Origin of the sequence: Sphingomonas sp. LC-1 (assembly GCF_025371035.1) — a bacterium.
GTDB classification, from domain to species: domain Bacteria; phylum Pseudomonadota; class Alphaproteobacteria; order Sphingomonadales; family Sphingomonadaceae; genus Sphingomonas; species Sphingomonas sanguinis_E.
The window spans coordinates 417,204-434,871 of record NZ_JANZXB010000001.1 but is presented as its reverse complement, the minus strand read 5'-3'; the positions used below and the strand labels follow the sequence as shown (position 1 = coordinate 434,871).

At 65.2% G+C, this 17,668-nt stretch carries 16 protein-coding genes; 8 read left to right on the top strand and 8 right to left on the bottom strand.

Features of this window, described 5'->3' with window-relative positions; all coding sequences use genetic code 11:
- Positions 1 to 44 precede the first annotated feature (44 nt).
- The 3 genes from NZL82_RS02050 to rimO all read right to left on the bottom strand — a co-directional run bounded on the left by NZL82_RS02050 (position 45) and on the right by rimO (position 4,465).
- A complete protein-coding gene (locus NZL82_RS02050; RefSeq protein ID WP_261268111.1) occupies positions 45 to 1,481 on the bottom strand; it encodes a M17 family metallopeptidase in 1,437 nt (478 codons plus the stop codon).
- Entirely contained in the window at positions 1,478 to 2,878 is a 1,401-nt protein-coding gene (locus NZL82_RS02045; protein WP_261268110.1) for a serine hydrolase, read from the bottom strand. Before NZL82_RS02045 ends, NZL82_RS02050 begins: the two co-directional genes overlap by 4 nt.
- A gap of 234 nt (positions 2,879 to 3,112) precedes the next feature.
- Complete coding sequence (gene rimO / locus NZL82_RS02040; protein ID WP_261268109.1) at positions 3,113 to 4,465, bottom strand: 30S ribosomal protein S12 methylthiotransferase RimO; 1,353 nt, start codon at positions 4,463 to 4,465, stop codon at positions 3,113 to 3,115.
- Positions 4,466 to 4,598: 133 nt separating this feature from the next.
- On the opposite strand from rimO, the gene NZL82_RS02035 reads away from it, so the two are divergent.
- On the top strand, positions 4,599 to 5,693 hold the full coding sequence (locus NZL82_RS02035; RefSeq protein WP_261268108.1) for an anhydro-N-acetylmuramic acid kinase: 1,095 nt from the start codon (positions 4,599 to 4,601) through the stop codon (positions 5,691 to 5,693).
- A gap of 51 nt (positions 5,694 to 5,744) precedes the next feature.
- Here the strand turns inward: NZL82_RS02035 and NZL82_RS02030 are convergent, their stop codons facing one another.
- The 3 genes from NZL82_RS02030 to NZL82_RS02020 all read right to left on the bottom strand — a co-directional run bounded on the left by NZL82_RS02030 (position 5,745) and on the right by NZL82_RS02020 (position 7,412).
- Positions 5,745 to 5,993 (bottom strand): hypothetical protein, encoded by a 249-nt coding sequence (locus NZL82_RS02030; protein ID WP_261268107.1) that lies wholly within the window; start codon positions 5,991 to 5,993, stop codon positions 5,745 to 5,747.
- A gap of 53 nt (positions 5,994 to 6,046) precedes the next feature.
- The gene (locus NZL82_RS02025; protein WP_261268106.1) at positions 6,047 to 6,580 is read right to left on the bottom strand and encodes a CHAP domain-containing protein; all 534 of its coding nucleotides are present in this window, start codon (positions 6,578 to 6,580) and stop codon (positions 6,047 to 6,049) included.
- Positions 6,581 to 6,713: 133 nt separating this feature from the next.
- Positions 6,714 to 7,412 carry a DUF6975 family protein gene (locus NZL82_RS02020; protein ID WP_261268105.1) on the bottom strand — a complete coding sequence of 233 codons (699 nt, stop codon included), beginning with the start codon at positions 7,410 to 7,412 and terminating at the stop codon, positions 6,714 to 6,716.
- 205 nt (positions 7,413 to 7,617) lie between these two features.
- Here NZL82_RS02020 and NZL82_RS02015 point away from each other — a divergent pair, with 205 nt between their 5' ends.
- From NZL82_RS02015 to NZL82_RS02000, 4 genes are all read left to right on the top strand, one after another.
- Positions 7,618 to 9,873 carry a DPP IV N-terminal domain-containing protein gene (locus tag NZL82_RS02015; protein ID WP_405051330.1) on the top strand — a complete coding sequence of 752 codons (2,256 nt, stop codon included), beginning with the start codon at positions 7,618 to 7,620 and terminating at the stop codon, positions 9,871 to 9,873.
- Between the two features lie 136 nt (positions 9,874 to 10,009).
- Positions 10,010 to 10,726 carry an MgtC/SapB family protein gene (locus NZL82_RS02010; RefSeq protein WP_261268104.1) on the top strand — a complete coding sequence of 239 codons (717 nt, stop codon included), beginning with the start codon at positions 10,010 to 10,012 and terminating at the stop codon, positions 10,724 to 10,726.
- 67 nt (positions 10,727 to 10,793) lie between these two features.
- Positions 10,794 to 11,078 carry a GIY-YIG nuclease family protein gene (locus NZL82_RS02005; RefSeq protein WP_261268103.1) on the top strand — a complete coding sequence of 95 codons (285 nt, stop codon included), beginning with the start codon at positions 10,794 to 10,796 and terminating at the stop codon, positions 11,076 to 11,078.
- Between the two features lie 144 nt (positions 11,079 to 11,222).
- A complete protein-coding gene (locus tag NZL82_RS02000) occupies positions 11,223 to 12,248 on the top strand; it encodes an aspartate-semialdehyde dehydrogenase (RefSeq protein ID WP_261268102.1) in 1,026 nt (341 codons plus the stop codon).
- A gap of 142 nt (positions 12,249 to 12,390) precedes the next feature.
- Here NZL82_RS02000 and NZL82_RS01995 read toward each other — a convergent pair whose 3' ends face one another.
- A complete protein-coding gene (locus tag NZL82_RS01995; RefSeq protein ID WP_261268101.1) occupies positions 12,391 to 13,035 on the bottom strand; it encodes a YitT family protein in 645 nt (214 codons plus the stop codon).
- A gap of 98 nt (positions 13,036 to 13,133) precedes the next feature.
- A complete protein-coding gene (locus NZL82_RS01990) occupies positions 13,134 to 13,667 on the bottom strand; it encodes a hypothetical protein (protein WP_261268100.1) in 534 nt (177 codons plus the stop codon).
- A gap of 199 nt (positions 13,668 to 13,866) precedes the next feature.
- Here NZL82_RS01990 and NZL82_RS01985 point away from each other — a divergent pair, with 199 nt between their 5' ends.
- The 3 genes from NZL82_RS01985 to NZL82_RS01975 all read left to right on the top strand — a co-directional run bounded on the left by NZL82_RS01985 (position 13,867) and on the right by NZL82_RS01975 (position 17,577).
- Entirely contained in the window at positions 13,867 to 14,640 is a 774-nt protein-coding gene (locus NZL82_RS01985; RefSeq protein ID WP_261268099.1) for a DUF4019 domain-containing protein, read from the top strand.
- 260 nt (positions 14,641 to 14,900) lie between these two features.
- Complete coding sequence (locus tag NZL82_RS01980) at positions 14,901 to 15,662, top strand: alpha/beta fold hydrolase (protein ID WP_261268098.1); 762 nt, start codon at positions 14,901 to 14,903, stop codon at positions 15,660 to 15,662.
- Between the two features lie 76 nt (positions 15,663 to 15,738).
- Positions 15,739 to 17,577 (top strand): M2 family metallopeptidase, encoded by a 1,839-nt coding sequence (locus tag NZL82_RS01975; protein ID WP_261268097.1) that lies wholly within the window; start codon positions 15,739 to 15,741, stop codon positions 17,575 to 17,577.
- Positions 17,578 to 17,668 lie beyond the last annotated feature (91 nt).

Genomic DNA, 17,668 nt, shown 5'->3' with positions numbered 1-17,668 from the left:
CGGACGTGGCCTTCGACGGCGCTCAGGCTGGACGGAGCGAGGGATTATCGCAACCGCCGTTCACGCTGAGCGAAGCCGAAGCGCACGCTCCGAACCTCGCCTCGAGTCCCTGAATAGCGCCCCTTCAACATCCGATAGGCTGCCCGCAGTGCATAGGCATCGCCCCCCTTGGGCCGTCCCGGCTTGGCCGAAGGCCGCCAGGCGAATACGTCGAGATGCGCCCAGGCCGTATCCTTGGGCACAAAGCGCCGCAGGAACAGCGCGGCGGTGATCGCACCCGCAAAGCCGCCATCGGGGGCATTGACCATGTCGGCGATGTCGGACTTTAACATCTCGTCATAGCCATCCCAGAGCGGCAGCCGCCAGACCGGGTCTTCCTCCGCCACGCCCGCCGCCAGCAGTGCCTCCGCCAATGCCTCGTCATCGGTGAACAAGGGCGGCAGATCGGGGCCCAGCGCGACCCGTGCCGCGCCGGTCAGTGTGGCGAAGTCGAGGATCAGTTCGGGCTTCTCCTCGCCCGCACGGGTTAGCGCGTCGCCCAGGATCAGGCGACCCTCGGCATCCGTGTTGGTGTTCTCGACCGTCAGGCCTTTTCGTGTCTTCAGCACGTCTCCGGGGCGGAAGGACGCGGCCGACACCGCATTCTCCACCGCCGGGATCAGCAGGTGGAGCCGCACCGGCAGCTTCGCCGCCATCACCAGACCGGCCAGCGCCAGTGCATGGGCTGCGCCGCCCATATCCTTCTTCATCAGCCGCATTCCGGCGGACGGCTTGATGTCGAGGCCCCCGGTGTCGAAGCACACGCCCTTGCCGACGATCGCGATGCGGGGATGGGCGGGGTTGCCCCAATGGAGTTCGATCAAGCGGGGCGCCCGCTCCCGCGTCGCCGCTTGCCCGACCGCATGGACCATCGGATAGTCGCGCGCCAGCATATCGCCCGCCGTCACACGGATTTCGGCCTGATGCGCACGCGCCAGCGCGGTGGCTTCGGCTTCGAGTTCGGCGGGACCCAGATCGCCCGCGCCGGTATTGACCAGATCGCGGACCTGCGCGGTGGCGTTGGCGATGCGGATCACCTCCTCCCGGTGGCCGACATCGCGGGTCAGCAGCACCCGCGCGCCCGCATTCTCCACCTTGCGATAGCGGGTGAAGCGATATTGCCCCAGAAGCCAGCCCAGCGCGTTCGCGCCGACGTCCGCGCCGTCGAGGCGATAGCTGCCTTCCGGCAGGGTTTCGGCCAGCTTGGCGAGCGCCCAAGGGGAGGCGGGGTCGGTCACGCCCGCGACGACCCCAATGTCGTCGCCGTCGGGAAATAGCAGGACGCTATTGGGCCTGGCGGTGAATGCCTGCGCCGATGCCAGCGCGCGGACCGTGGCGGGCTGGCGTGTCAGCCAGGCGTCGAAGCCGCCGGGCGCCAGAAGCGTGACCGACCGGGCGGGCTGGCCGCGATCGGGTTGCAGCAGGGAAGAAAAGTCCATCATTCGACAGGGCTCACCAGAAATTGCTCGATCTTCCCGCCGGTACCGGGTTCGGCATAGGTGCTGATCCGCAAGGACCGCGTCGGATAGGTGACCCGGTAGGAGCGGTTGACGAAACCGCCGCGCAGGCGCGTGCGCCCTACCTGCTCGACCTTGGTCGGCGCGCCCAGCGGAGACAGGCTGGCCTTATAGTCGGCAATGGTCGCGGGCGTGAAATAATAGGCCGCATCCTCGGTCAGCAGCATGCGGTCGAGACTGCCCATCCGAAGCTGCGTATAGACGCGCTTGGCGCGGTCGAGCGCGGCGGCGTCCTCGGCACTGACCTGGGGCGCGGGCAGGACGATTTCCGAAATGCCTTTGGCGATTCGTCCCTGCGCATCCGCGAACCAGGCGTTGACCGCAACCACCACGGCAGCCTTGTCATCCGGGTAGACGATATTCTCGGTCAGGAAGCCGACCGCCTCGCCGCTATGCTCGACGAAGCGGCGGCCATTGTCGGAGCCGACCCCGACACCCAGACCGTAATTGGTGTTGGACCCGTCGGTCAGCTTGACCGGATTCTCCTGCTCTTCCCACAGCTTGGCCGGAAGGAGCGTGCGGTTCATCCGCGCCACGTCCCATTTGGCCAGATCCTGCGGCGACATCGACAATTCTCCTGCCGCATAGAGCCAGCCCGAAGCGGCGGGTGTCTCGACGCGGACGGGGCCGAGCGCGTGCCGCAGATACCCTTGCGGGAAGCCGGGGCCGACCGCCTTGTCCTGGTCGACCGCACGAATGCCGAGCGGACGGAACACTCGTGCCTGGAGGAAGTCTAACAGCGGTTGGCCGGACACCTTCTCGACGATCATGCCCGCGACGACATAGCCAGTATTGGAATATTGCCACTGCGCGCCGGGCACGAAGTCGAGCGGCGCTTTGGCCCAGCGGTCGACGATCCCCTGCGGCGTGGTGGGGGTCGCCATCGCCTTGAAGCTGTAATCCTGCGGCCAATAGTCCCGCAGGCCCGAGGTGTGGCTGAGCAACTGGCGGATGGTGATCGTGTCGCCACCGGTAATGCCGGGGATATATTGGCCGACCTTGTCGTCGAGCGAGAGCTTGCCGTCATCGGCAAGCAACTGGATGGCCGTGGCGGTGAACTGCTTCGACACCGAGGCGATCTGATAGGGGAGTTTCGGGTCGGCAGGTCCGGTCTGTCCCTCGAACTGCTTGCCATAGGCCTTGGCAAGTACGATCCTGCCGCCGCGCACCACAGCGATCGAGGCGGAGGGGACACCGGTATCGGCCAGCGTCCTGGTCACCAGCGTATCGATCTTCTGGGTTTCCGCCGGGGTCAGCGCCTGGGCGAGCAGCGGGGCGGGGGCGATGAACGCGATCGCCGCCAGCAAATAGGGGTATCTCATGCGCCCCAAGGAAGCAGGTTTGCGGGGGCGGTGCAACGGGCGCGTTGGAGGGTGGGGGCGTGGGCTTCGACTTCGCTCAGCCTGAATGGGCGTAGGAAAAAGGGGCTGCCCTCCCTTCAGCCTGAGCGAAGTCGAAGGCTACGGGACGCCATCCCGACTTCGCGCGATGCGAACGGTTGGGGGAGAGTGGTCCGGGATCTGTACCACCCGGCCCCGCCCGGGTTGTCGTAAAGCCTATCCGTTCCCCATGACAGGCACGCCATAGAGATCGTGCTCGTCGGCATCCTCGATCTCGACCTTCACGATATCGCCGACCGAGAGATGGGCGGCATCGCGCAGGAAGACCTCGCCGTCGATTTCGGGTGCGTCGGCCTGGGACCGGCCGGTCGCGCCGCCTTCCTCGTCCACCGCGTCGATGATGACGGGCAGGGTGCGGCCGACCTTGGCGGCCAGCTTGGCGGCGGAGATGGCGGCGGTCTTTTCCATGATCCGCGCGTAACGCTCTTCCTTCACCTCCTCGGGGACGTGATCGGGCAGGGCGTTGGCGGCGGCACCCTCGACGGGCTCGAAGCGGAAGGCACCGACCCGGTCGAGCTGCGCCTCGTCGAGCCAGTCGAGCAGATATTCGAAATCCTCCTCCGTCTCGCCGGGGAAGCCGACGACGAAGGTCGAGCGGATGGCGATATCGGGGCAGATGTCGCGCCACTGGTGGATGCGCTGGAGCACCTTGGCATCGTTGCCGGGCCGCTTCATGCGGCGGAGCACCGACGGCGCAGCATGCTGGAAGGGAATGTCCAGATAGGGCAGCACCAGCCCTTCCGCCATCAGCGGGATCACCTGATCCACATGCGGATAGGGATAGACATAGTGCAGCCGCACCCAACCGTTCACTGGGGCCGCGATCTTGCCCAGTTCGCGGGCCAGGTCGGTCATGTGCGGCACGACCTCCTGCCCCTTCCACATCCGCGGTTCGCGGCGGATATCGATGCCATAAGCCGAGGTGTCCTGACTGATGACCAGCAACTCGCGCGTGCCCGCCGCGACCAGCTTCTCCGCCTCGCGCAGGATGGCGTCGGGGCGGCGGCTGACCAGGTCGCCGCGAAGCGACGGGATGATACAGAAGCTGCACCGGTGGTTGCAGCCCTCGGAAATCTTCAGATAGCTGTAATGGCGCGGGGTCAGCTTCAGCCCGGCGTCCGGGATCAGGTCGATATAGGGCGACAGGTTGGCGGGCGCGGCGGCGTGGACCGCCTCGACCACCTGCTCATATTCATGCGCGCCGGTGATCGCGAGCACGTCCGGGAAGCGGGTGCGGATCGCCTCGGCTTCCTTGCCCATGCAGCCGGTCACGATGACGCGGCCATTTTCCTTGATCGCCTCGCCGATCGCCTCCAGGCTTTCCTCCTTGGCGGAGTCGAGAAAGCCGCAGGTGTTCACCAGCACGACATCGGCCCCGGCATAGTCGGGCGACATCTGATAGCCATCGGCGCGAAGCTGGGTCAGGATGCGTTCGCTGTCGACCAGATTCTTGGGACAGCCGAGCGAGACCATGCCGACGCGCGGCGGAGTAGGGAGTTTGGTTGCCATGGGATACGCGCGCACATAGTCCAAATCGGATCGCTTTTCCAGATGCGTGCATCGTCGCGCTTAATGTGGATGGTCGACAGGTCCGGCCGATCCCGGCATGAGGGAAACTAACGTAGTTAAAGGTTGGAAGGCGATGCTGGCGATCGGATTGATGTCGGGAACCTCGCTCGACGGCGTGGACGCCGCCTTGGTCGAGACGGACGGCGAGGCCCAGGTCCGTCCCGTCGCCTTTCGTTCGGAGGCCTATTCGGATGTCGCGCGCGCCGAACTGGCCGAGGCCACCGCGCTCGCGCTGACCTTCGACCGACCGCGCGCCAGCCCGCCGATCGTCGCGGCGGGCGAGTTGATCGTGCGGACCCATGCGATGGTCGTGCAGAAACTGTTGCGCGATGCCGGGATCGGCGCCGATGCGGTGGAGGTGATCGGCTTCCACGGCCAGACGGTCGCACATCGCCCCGATCGCGGCTGGACCTGGCAGATCGGGGATGGACAGGCCCTGGCGGACGCCACCGGGATCGTCACCGTCTCGGACTTCCGCTCCGCCGATGTCGCGGTGGGCGGGCAGGGGGCGCCATTGATGCCCGTCTATCACGCCGCGCTGGCCACCGGGCTCGACAAGCCGCTGGCCGTGCTGAACCTGGGCGGGGTGGCCAACATCACCTGGATCGGTCGCGACGGGGCGCTCGTCGCCTTCGACACCGGGCCCGCCAATGGCCTAATCGATAGCTGGATGGAGGCCGAGAGCGGGCAGCGCTTCGATGCGGACGGTGCGCTGGCGGCGTCAGGTCGGGTGGAGCCGACCGTTCTCGACACGATGATGGACAATGGCTGGTTCGACCTCGCACCGCCCAAGTCACTGGACCGCAACGACTTCACCATTCAACCGGCGCGCGGGTTGTCGGCGGCGGACGGGGCGGCGACGCTGACGGCCTTTACCGCACAGACGGTCGCGCGCGCGCTCGACCATTTGCCCGAGCGGCCCAGGCGGCTGCTGGTCGCCGGGGGCGGGCGGCACAATGCGACGATGCTGCGCATGATCGCGGAGGCGACGGGGCTTACCCCCGAGCCGACCGATCGGCTCGGCTGGAATGGCGACGCGCTGGAGGCGGAGGGGTTCGCCTATATGGCGGTGCGCCGGCTGAACGAACGGCCGATCAGCTTTCCAGGAACCACGGGCGTGCCGGAGGCGATGACCGGCGGGGTGATCCACCGGCCTGCGGCAGGCTGAGGGAGATCGGAAAGGCCGAGGTTCGCAGCAGATCGCCTTAGAGGAGAAGGATCAGCGTCGCTTGGTGCCCTGCTTCCGCAACGTGACCGGGATGGGGCAGCCCCCGAAGTTGCGCACCACCGCATAATGCGGTTCGGCAGGCGGCATGTCGCTGAGCTTGCGGGGGCCAGCGGTGGCTTCGGTCTGGCTGACGCGCTTGTCTTCGGGGACGCAGTGCTCCGGCGACGGACCGATGGTCGGCTGGTTGATTTCGGGCTGCGCCATCAATGCGGCGGCGGCGAACAGGATCATCATCGACATATCCTCCCGAGCATGGGGAGGGGCAGTCTATGCCCGGCGACCCCGTCTGGCAATCAGCGCGCGACATAGGCGTCGATCAGCGCACCGACATAATCGGGCTTGTCGCTGGTCAGCTCGGGGGCGGCGCGCCCCTTGCCATAGATGAAGCCGTATATCGGATAGGTCGAACTGCCCAGGCCGTCCGAGTCGCGGAACCAGACCTTGACCTGGCTCCAGTCATTGCCGGGCGAGACGTCGAACAGGGTCACATCCTGTTCGGCATGGCCGCGCTCGCCATTCTGGATCGACCAATTGGCATGGGTCAGCATCAGCACCCGATCCTCGACCACCCGGCTGACCACCGCGACATGGCCCAGCGGCAGGCGGCCGGTCTTCTCGAACACCACGACCGCGCCGACCCGGGGGGTATGGCCACGCGGATATTTGCCCTCGGCCTGGCTCCACCAGGTCCATGCGTCGCCATAGATGGAAATGCCCGATGCCTGACGCGCGAAAGGAACGCATTGCCCGACATAGTCGAGGAGCGATCGCGCTTGGGCCGGGACAGCGACCGTGAGTGCGCAGAGCGATATGACTGCTTTGGACACCAGAGCTTTCATGATCGTCACGCTAACCCGCGTGGATTAATCGTGAACTGTTCGGAATGGTTAACATTGCGGTAGCCAGTCGGGCCGTGGGTTTCGCGCGGCCGGATGAGCGGGCGCGCGGCCTTTGCCGTGGCTAGCCGCGTCGCGCGCTGGCCCGCGCCTCCAGCAGGTTCCACAGGCCGTTATGCTGGACCAGTAACTGAGTCGCGCCGAACCCCAGCGCACGGGGAAGGCCCAGGCTGTTTTCGTCGGTCTCGAAGTCGAGCAGCGGCTCGGGCATCGGATTGGGTGGGGCGGACAGGCCGAAGCGTCGCGCGGCCTGTACCAGAAGCTGGCGGATCGTGCGCCAGTCGAGGATCAAGGCCGAGACCGCACCGGTCGCACATCCCCGCCGGTCCGAATTGGCCAGCATCTCCAGCGTCTGGCGCAACTGGGTCAGCGCGGCATCGGTCTGCGCCTGTCCCGGCGTCGAAGGCAGCGGACCCGCGGCCGAGGTCAGATTGGCGAGAAAGGCGCGTTCATAGCCGAAAGCGGTCGACGACTGGATCAGCCAGGGCAGGGTCTCGATCTGGATGCCGCGCGCCATGGCATAATCGATCATGCATGGGTGATTTCCATGCACCGCGCACACCGCATGAACCGCATCGGTCAGGTCATGCAGCAAGGCCTGCGGCAACAGCAGCGACTGGACATGCGGATGCCCCGCGCTCCCCGACCGCGCCAGGATCGCCCGGATGTCACCCCGTCGATCGTTCTGAATATCGAATGCGATGGTCGCGGCCATGTCCGTTCCGATGTTGGGCGTGGCACGACGACGATTCCAGTTCGTCATCGCACCCGCATGAAAGCTTTACCCAAATTTCGTTAACGCGGAGTTTACGAAGATTGGCGCGGCGGAAAGGTTGCGAGGGGAGTGGGTATCGCGCAGCCTGGCGATCGGCCGTTCGGATCGCGCTTGCCGGATCGTCGTGCCGTCGCGATAACGCCGCCCGACGCGTCGGGGGTGATCCGACGGACTAGGGTCTGGAGTGGTATGAATGCGCAAATGGGTGCTGGGTCTGGCGCTGGCTTCGGTCGGGGCGTCGATCACGATGGCGATGGGAGCACCGGTCATGGCCGCTGAACCGGAGAAACAGGGTGATCTGACGCTGGCGCGCGTCTTTGGCAGCCCCGATCTGTCGGGATCGCAGCCGCGCGGGCTTCGTCTGTCGCCGGACGGTACGCTGCTGACCTCGCTGCGCCCACGGGCCGACGAGAAGGAACGGCTGGACCTCTGGGCGCGCGACACGCGCACCGGTGAGGAGCGGATGCTGGTCGACTCCAAGAAGGTCGGCTCCGGTGCCGAACTGTCCGAAGCCGAGAAGATGCAGCGCGAACGTGCGCGCATCGGCGGATCGAAGGGGATCGTTGCCTATGACTGGGCGCCTGACGGCAAGTCGATCCTGGTGCCGCTCGACGGCGACCTGTACCTTGCCGGCCTGGACGGGCAGGTCCGTCGCCTGACCAACACGCCAGGTGGCGAGTTGAACCCGATCGTCAGCCCCAAGGGCGGTTTCGTCAGCTTCGTGCGGGATCAGAATTTGTGGGCCATGCCGCTGACTGGGGGCGAGGCGCGGGCCTTGACCAAGGAAGGCGGCGGCACCGTCCATTTCGGTGAGGCTGAATTCGTCGCACAGGAGGAAATGCACCGCTTCACCGGCTATTGGTGGAGCCCCGACGAGCGTTACATCGCCGTCGAGCGTTTCGACGAAGCCCCGGTCAAGGTGGCGGTCCGCGCGGCGATCGGCGCGGCGGGCACCAAGATCTATGAACAGCGCTATCCGGCGGCGGGCACGCCCAACGCGCTGGTCGACCTTTATGTGATGAAGGCGGATGGTTCGGGCCGGGTCAAGGTCGATCTCGGCAGTGATCCCGACATCTATCTGGCGCGGGTCGACTGGACCCCGGACGGCTCGGCGATGCTGGTCCAGCGCGAGAGCCGGGACCAGAAGCGGCTCGACATGCTGCGCGTCGATCCGGCGACCGGCAAATCGACGGTGGTCTTCACCGAACGTTCGGGTGAGCGAAGCTGGCTGAACCTGTCGGACGCCTATCGCCCGATGAAGGACGGCAGCCTGATCTGGCGGTCGGAGCGGGACGGTTATGGCCATCTCTATCGTTTCGCGAACGGCAAATGGGCGCAACTGACCAAGGGGCCTTGGGTCGTGACCGGGCTGGTCGGCGTCGATGAAAATAAGGGTCGGCTCTATTTCACGGGCCTGAAGGACGATGTGCTCGAACAGCATGTCTATGCCGTCGACATCGCGCATCCGGATGTCATCACCCGCCTGACCGAGCGCGGCTATACGAACAGCGCGACGATGGATTCGGCCGCCAGCCGCCTTATCGTCTCGCGCTCCGGACCCAGCCAGCCGACCCAGGTCTATCTGGCCGACACGACGGGCAAGCGGCTGAACTGGATCAACGAGAATGCGATTGTCGCGGGCCATCCCTATGCCCCCTATCTCGCCAGCCACCGCGAAACGAAGTTCGGTACGATCAAGGCCGATGACGGCACGACGCTCTATTGGGAGATGATCACGCCCAAGCTGGAACCGGGCAAGCGCTACCCCGTCTTCTTCCAGCATTATGGTGGCCCCGGCACCGGTCAGCAGGTCACGCGCGGCTGGCAGGGCGCGCTGCCGCAATATCTGGTCGACCAAGGCTGGATCTTCTTCCAGATCGACAATCGCGGCTCGTATAATCGCGGCAAGGCGTTCGAGGATGCGATCTACCACGCCATGGGCACGGTCGAGGTGGCCGATCAGCTTGCGGGCGCGAACTATTTAAAGAGTTTGCCTTTCGTCGATCCGACTCGGATCGCGACCTATGGCTGGTCGTACGGCGGCTATATGTCGATCAAGATGCTGGAGAAGACGCCGGGCGTCTATGCCGCCGCCGTATCGGGCGCGCCGGTCACCGACTGGCAGCTTTACGACACCCATTATACCGAACGCTATCTGGGCGATCCGCGCACCGATCCGAAGAGCTACGAAACGTCGCAGGCGATCACCGATGCGGCCAAGATTCGCGATCCGCTGCTGCTGATCCACGGCATGGCCGACGACAATGTCTTCCTCGACAATGCGACCGCCTTTGCCGCCGAAATGCAGAAGACGGATACGCCGTTCGAAATGATGCTCTATCCCGGTCAGACCCACCGCGTCGGTGGACCGGTCATCTCGCAGCATCTGTGGCATACGATCCTGAACTTCCTCGACCGGACGGTGAAGGATAAGCCGGCGGAGAAATAAAGCCGTCATTCCTCCCCTGTAAGGGGAGGTGGCAGTCCGCAGGACTGACGGAGGGGTGTTCACGCTGATGGTGACACCCCTCCACCACCGCTTCGCGGCGGTCCCCCCTTACAGGGGAGGAGTTAGGGTGGCGACCATGGCATTTCTGAAGACCTTCCATCTCTGGCCCTTCCTCGACACGCTGGTCAGCTATCTGACCGCCTTCGTCCTGGGCACGGTGATCGGGGCGGAGCGGCAGTATCGCCAGCGCACCGCCGGCCTGCGCACCAATGCGCTGGTCGCGATCGGCGCGGCGGCGTTCGTCGATTTGGGTCAGCGGCTGGGCGGCAATATCGAGTCGATCCGCATCATCGCCTATGTCGTCTCCGGTATCGGCTTTCTCGGCGCGGGCGTCATCATGAAGGAGGGGATGAACGTTCGCGGCTTGAACACCGCGGCGACCCTGTGGTGCTCGGCGGCGGTCGGCTCGATCGCGGGCAGCGACATGGTGGCGGAGGCGGTGCTGCTGACCGGCATCGTCCTGCTCGCCAACACCGCGCTGCGCCCGCTGGTCGATGCGATCAACCGTATCCCGGTGGAGGGGCGGCATGTGGAGGCGACCTACTCGGTCAGCCTGACCACGACCGCCGCCAATGCCGGGCCGGTCGGCGACCTGCTGGTCGAACATCTGGAGGGCGCGGGCCTGCCGGTCGGCGAACTGGATAGCGAGGAGCGGGGCGAGGATCAGGTGACCGTCACCGCGATCCTGACCAGCACCATCGTCGAGGCGGGCGAACTGGACCGCATCACCGATCATTTCCAGAGCGTCCACGGCATCGCCCACGCGACCTGGGCGGCGAGTACGCATGATTGATACGCCGCCCATTCAAACGGCCGTCGCCCCAGCACAGGCTGGAGCCTCCCGCCGAATAGGCTGACCGATGCCGGGCTGGGTCTATATCACGACCAGCAAGCCGGACGGTGTCCTGTATATCGGCGTCACCGCATATCTCGCCGCGCGCATCCATCAGCATCGCACCGACAAGGGTGCGGAGTTTTGTCGTCGCTACGGGCTGCACCGGCTGGTTTACGCCAAGGAACATGGCCGGATCGAGGATGCCATCGCCCGCGAAAAAGCGATGAAGGCCTGGAAGCCGGAATGGAAGATAGGGCTGATCCAGAGCGTCAATCCCGCTTGGGACGACCTTTTCGACCGGCTGGCGTGAAGGCGAAAGGCCCCAGCCTGCGCTGGGGCGACGTGTCAGCGCCTAAACCCCCGCTTGCCGTGCTCAAACGCGCACTATTCGTAAAGTCGGTGGACGTATCCGCGCAATGACGCTACCGGCTCACGCTTCCGAGTGGAGGGTTTAATGGGTTATCGCGTGGTGGTCGCCGGGGCGACGGGCAATGTCGGCCGGGAAATGATCAACATTCTGGCGGAGCGGGAATTCCCGATCGACGAGCTGGCGGTCGTCGCCTCGTCGCGCAGCCAGGGCGACCAGATCGAATATGGTGAGACCGGTAAGATGCTCACCATCAAGAATATCGAGCATTTCGATCCGACCGGCTGGGACATGGCGCTGTTCGCGATCGGATCGGACGCGACGAAAGTCTATGCCCCCAAATTTGCCGCCGCGGGCTGCATCGTGATCGACAATTCGTCGCTCTATCGCATGGACCCGGACGTGCCGCTGATCGTGCCGGAAGTGAACCCGGACGCGATCGACGGCTATACCGCCAAGAACATCATCGCCAACCCGAACTGCTCGACCGCGCAGATGGTCGTGGCGCTCAAGCCCCTGCACGACAAGGCGAAGATCAAGCGCGTCGTCGTCGCGACCTATCAGTCGGTGTCGGGCGCGGGCAAGGCGGGCATGGACGAACTGTTCGAGCAGAGCCGCAACATCTTCGTCGGCGACCCCGCCGAGCCCAAGAAGTTCACCAAGCAGATCGCCTTCAACGTGATCCCGCACATCGACAGCTTCCTGGAGGACGGCTCCACCAAGGAAGAGTGGAAGATGGTCGCCGAGACCAAGAAGATCCTCGACCCCAAGGTCAAGGTGACGGCAACCTGCGTCCGCGTGCCGGTCTTCGTCGGCCACTCCGAGGCGCTGAACATCGAATTCGAAAAGGAAATCTCCGCGACCGAAGCCCAGGACATCCTGCGCGAGGCGCCCGGCGTCATGCTGATCGACAAGCGTGAGGACGGCGGATACGTCACCCCGATCGAATGCGTCGGCGATTATGCGACATTCATCAGCCGTGTGCGCGAGGACTCGACGGTGGATAACGGCCTGTCGCTGTGGTGCGTGTCGGACAATCTCCGCAAGGGCGCCGCGCTGAACGCGGTGCAGATCGCCGAACTGCTCGGCCGTCGCCACCTGAAGAAGGGGTAAGTCTCGATCCTCCCCGGAACGGGGAGGGGGACCATCGCGAAGCGATGGTGGAGGGGGCTCTCCGACGGGGCAGTCCTATAGGGAAGCCCCCCTCCGTCAGCGCTGCGCGCCGCCACCTCCCCGTATCGGGGAGGTGCAGGGCTTACCGCCCCATATACAGCCCCGGCCGGTGCCAGGCGAACAGGATCAGGCTGATCGCCGCCGCGCTGACCGCCGACCAGGCGAGTTGCGAGACGGTGACGACGGGGATCGCCATCGACAGGATCACGACGTCGAGCGCGACCTGCGTCATTCCCATATTCCATCCACGCTTGCGATAGAGCCAGATGGTGATGACCCCGGTCCCGCCGACCCCGGCCTGGTGCCGGGCGAGCGACAATATGCCCATGCCGATCACCGTTCCGCCGACCAGTGCGGCAAAGGCCGGATGGACCGTATCGACATGGACCGACACGCGGGTGATCGCGGAAGCCACGCCGATCCCGACATTGACCAGCACCGTCTTCACCGCGAAGCGCGCGCCCATCACCTTGTGCGCGAACAGGAAGAACGGAATGTTGACCAGCGTGAACAGCACGCCCGCAGGCAGCGGGACCAGATAGGATAGCAGCAGCGCGACGCCCGCGATCCCGCCCGTCACCAGCCCCGCTGCTTTCAGAAAGACCAGGCCCACGATCAACAGCGTGCAGCCGATGAAGATCGCATAGGCGTCCTCCAACAGGCTGTGCGGACGCCCGATCGGGCTGGGCGGCAGGGTTTCGGCAGGGGAAGCGGTGGCTGCGGTCATCGACGGTCCGGTTATGGGTCCGGCATCCGCTCCCGATTATCCTGCTTCTGGCGGCAGAAGCAGGCTATTATCGCAAATCCCCGGCAAGGCCAATCGCACTAGCGGATGATAAGCCAGCCTATTCCGGCGATCACCCCCAGCGCGTAGAGCCCGCCCTGCGCGCGTAGCAGATAGCTGGCGCCCAGCACCCCGGTCGCCGCCAGCGCGCAGGCCGCCACCCGGTCGGCGGCGATCCATTGCAGGATGACGAACGCACCGACCATGTTCGCCGCCGCGTTGGCCGCGATCCAGATATAGGAAGGGAAGGCCCCGATCGACCCGATCAGCGGGATCTTGATCGTGGCAAAGCCGCGCATCGTGCCGGGAAACAGATCCGCCGCGAGATGAAAGCCCACGCCGAACCCCAACCCCGCCGCGACCGGCCAGGTCCGCAGGTCGAGCGTGGCGACGTAGAAGGGCAGGACGCTGTGCACCAGCGCGCTGCGATGCTGGAGTTGGAGCGGCGTGTCGAGATCGGGCAGCCGCGTCCCCGCCGCCGTCGCCGCCGCAACCGTGGCGATCAGCATCCACGGGCCCCCTCCACCGGCGAAGGCCAGGATCACCGCCAGAAGAAGAAATAGGGATGCTGCCATGGGCGGCGGCTACCCGCTTGTACCCCTTTTGTCCATGCGTGCGACTCGCTCGGAACTACAAAAAAAGCGCGGATTCCCGCCATTTTGTCGCGGACTGGTGAGAATGGGACTCAGGGCGCTGCTTTGGCCTGCGCCGACACGGTCAAGGTACAATTTTTTGAGGGTGGTGGGCAGGCCCCGCTCAGGCATATTCGGGATCATGACCATGCAGGCCAAAGCGGGTATCGGCGCGCTGACCGACCGGGAAAAGCAGACGCTGCGTCTGATCGTCCGGGGGCATGACGCCAAGTCGATTGCGCGTGAATTGAACCTGTCGGTCCACACCATCAACGAACGGCTGCGTGACGCCCGCCGCAAGATGGCCGTGTCGAGCAGTCGCGAGGCGGCGCGGATGCTGCTGGAGGTGGAGGGCGATGCATCGCTGTCGACCCCCGAATCTGTGGGGGACAGAAGGATCGGGGAGGACCGGCCCGAGCCGATCACGGATGAAGGCCCGGCGCCGATCATCGGCGTGGAGGCTGGCATCCGCCGTCCCCGTATCATCATCGGAGCGATACTCATGACCCTCGCCCTCAGCCTGCTCGCCCTTGGCGGCCTGACCCATATGGCGTCCACGCCACCCCCGACGGCTACGACCACAGCCATCGATCCGGCGGTGGTCGAAACCGCGCAGCATTTCCTGCGACTGATCGACCAGGGTCGCTGGGCCGACAGCTATCGCCTGACCACGAACAGCTTTCGCACGCTCAATACCGAGCAGGTCTGGGCCGCCACCTCGGAGAAGGTGCGGACGCCGCTGGGCAAGACGGTATCGCGGACCTTGCTCAGCCAGGACGATGTCCCCGCACCGCCCGCCGGTTATCGGATGGTGCGGTTCAATACGCGCTTCGACAGTTCGGCGAATGTCGTCGAAACCGTCACGTTGGAGCAAGAGAATGGCGAGTGGCGAGTTGCCGGGATTTATGTGGGCTAGCTGCCCGACACTATTGTCCTTTGGCGCGTGCGCAGGGCAAGGTTGTCGGTCCATCGGCAGCCCTTCCTTCTGACCATGAACGCCCCATCAACCGTTCGGCCTGAGCGAAGTCGAAGGCCACGCGATGGTCCTGCGAGGGAAAGCGGGTAAGCGCACTTCGACTTTGCTCAGTGCAAGCGGTCGTTGGGATGATTGCGTGCACATTTTTGCCGAGCCGATTAGGAGGTTGGCTTACAACTCAACCGCCGGAGACCCGACCCTTGGCCGACACCGCCCCCGAAACCCGCTTCTTCGATAGCTTCGACGGCACCCCGATCGCGTGGCGTGAAATGGGGGAGGGGCGGCCCGTGGTGCTGATCCACGGCTATTTCTCCGACGCCTATACCAACTGGATCCGCTACGGCCATGCCGCCGCCATTGCCGCGAAGGGCTGCCGGGTCATCATGCCCGACCTGCGCGCGCATGGAGAGAGCGGCAAGCCGCATGACCTCGCCGCTTATCCGAAGGATGCGCTGACCCGTGATGGCCATGCGCTGGTCGAGCATCTGGGGCTGAGCGATTATGACCTGGGCGGCTATTCGCTGGGTGCGCGGACGGTCAGCCGGATGCTCGCGACCGGGGCGGAGCCGGGCAAGGCGATCTTCGCGGGCATGGGGCTGGAGGGACTGCTCCATACCGATCGCCGGGTCGCACATTTCACCAATATCCTGACGCGGCTGGGCGAGCATCCGCGCGGCAGCCCGGAATGGATGGCTGAGGCGTTCCTGAAGACCACCGGCGGCGATCCGGTGGCGCTGCTCCATATCCTCCAGACCTTTGCCGATACGCCGCTGTCGGCGATCGAGGGGTTCGACCTGCCCGCGCTGGTCGTCGCGGGCGTGGACGATTTAGACAATGGCGCTGCGGTCGATCTGGCCGAAGCCCTGCCGCGCGGGCGCTATGCCGAAATACCGGGCAACCATATGAGTTCGGTGACGAAATCCGAACTTGGCGAAGCGATTGCGCAGTTCCTCACGGCTTGACGGCGGCGGGCAAAGCCGCGCAACTGCGCGCCATTCGCCCCGTTTCGAGGGCCCATCAGATTTTGAGGGGGATAGCATGATCCGTTCCGCCGTTTCCGGCACCGTGCTGGCGTTCCTGCTGGCCGGCACAGCCCAGGCGCAGGCCACGGCTTCGACGCCGCCAGCCGCGCAAGCGCCCGCGACCGTCGCCGGGGCCGATGCCTTCGTCGCAGAGGCGGAGAAGACGCTGGCCGAGAAATCCTTGGGGGCTCAGCAGATTGCGTGGGTCAACGCGACCTATATCACCGACGACACCGATGCGCTGGCGGCTGCTTCGGGCGCGGAGATGACCGATCTGGCGGTCCGCTATGGTCTGGGCGCTGCGCGCTATCAGGCGCTGCCGGGCCTGTCCTATGACACCAAGCGCAAGCTGGACCTGCTGCGCGGCGGGATCACGCTGCCTGCGCCCACCACGCCCGGTGCGGCGGCGCAGCTTTCGATGCTGACGACGCGCATGTCCTCCTCTTACGGCAAGGGCAAGGGGCTGCGGAACGGCCAGCCGATCAACGGCTCGGACATCGAGGCCGCGATGGGCAGCGAGCGCGATCCCGCCCGTTTGAAGGAGATGTGGGTCAGTTGGCACGACAATGTCGGCGCCCCGATGCGCGCCGACTATGCGCAGATGACCGCGCTCGCCAACCAGGGGGCCAAGGAACTGGGCTATGTCGATGCGGGGTCGCTGTGGCGCTCCGGCTATGACATGAGCCCCGAGCAATTCGCACAACTGACCGACCGGATCTGGGGCGAACTGGAGCCGCTCTACAAGGCGCTGCACACCTATGTCCGGTGGAAGCTGAACGAGAAATATGGCGACGCGGTGCAGGCCAGGACCGGCCCGATCCGTGCCGACCTGCTCGGCAATATGTGGGCGCAGGAATGGGGCAATATCTATGACCTGGTCGCGCCCAAGGGGGCGGGCGATGTCGGATATGATACGGGCGATCTGCTGAAGGCCAAGGGGTACGACCCGATCAAGATGGTGAAGGCAGGCGAGGGCTTCTACTCCTCGCTGGGCTTCGCGCCCCTGCCGCAGACCTTCTGGCAGCGGTCGCAGATTACCAAGCCCGCCGACCGTGAGGTGATCTGCCACGCATCGGCCTGGGATGTCGACAATCTGGACGACATCCGCATCAAGATGTGCACCAAGGTCAATGCCGACGACTTCGTGACCATCCATCACGAACTGGGCCATAATTACTACCAACGCGCCTATAAGGATCAGCCTTTCCTCTACAAGAACGGCGCGAATGACGGGTTCCACGAGGCGATCGGCGACACCGTCGCGCTGTCGATCACGCCCGATTATCTGGTGAAGATCGGTCTGCTCGACCCCGCCAGGGTGCCGAGTGCCGACAAGGACATCGGTCTGTTGCTGCGTCAGGCGATGGACAAGGTCGCGTTCCTGCCCTTCGGTTTGCTGATCGACAAGTGGCGTTGGGGCGTGTTCTCCGGCCAGATTCCGGCGAGCCAGTATCAGGCGGGATGGGATGCCCTGCGCCTCAAATATCAGGGCGTAGTGCCGCCAGTGGCGCGGGACGAGACCAAATTCGATCCCGGCGCCAAATATCATATCCCGGCGGGTGTGCCCTATGCGCGCTATTTCCTGGCGCGGGTACTTCAGTTCCAGTTCTACAAGGCGGCTTGCCAGCAGGCCGGTTGGAAGGGGCCGCTTCACCGGTGCTCCTTCTACGGCAACAAGGCGGTCGGCGAGAAGTTGAACGCGATGCTGGCGATGGGCCAGTCCAAGCCCTGGCCGGATGCGCTTCAGGTCTTCACTGGTAGCCGCGAGATGTCAGGCAAGGCGTTGGTCGAATATTTCGCGCCGCTCAAGACTTGGCTTGATCAGCAGAACAAGGGCAAGCCGCAGGGTTGGTGATGGTCGGAGAGGGCGTGGGGCGGCTGGCGTTGCCGGCCCCTCCACCACTCGCTTTCGCCAGTGGTGAAGGGGCGTTTCAAGCAACGTCCGT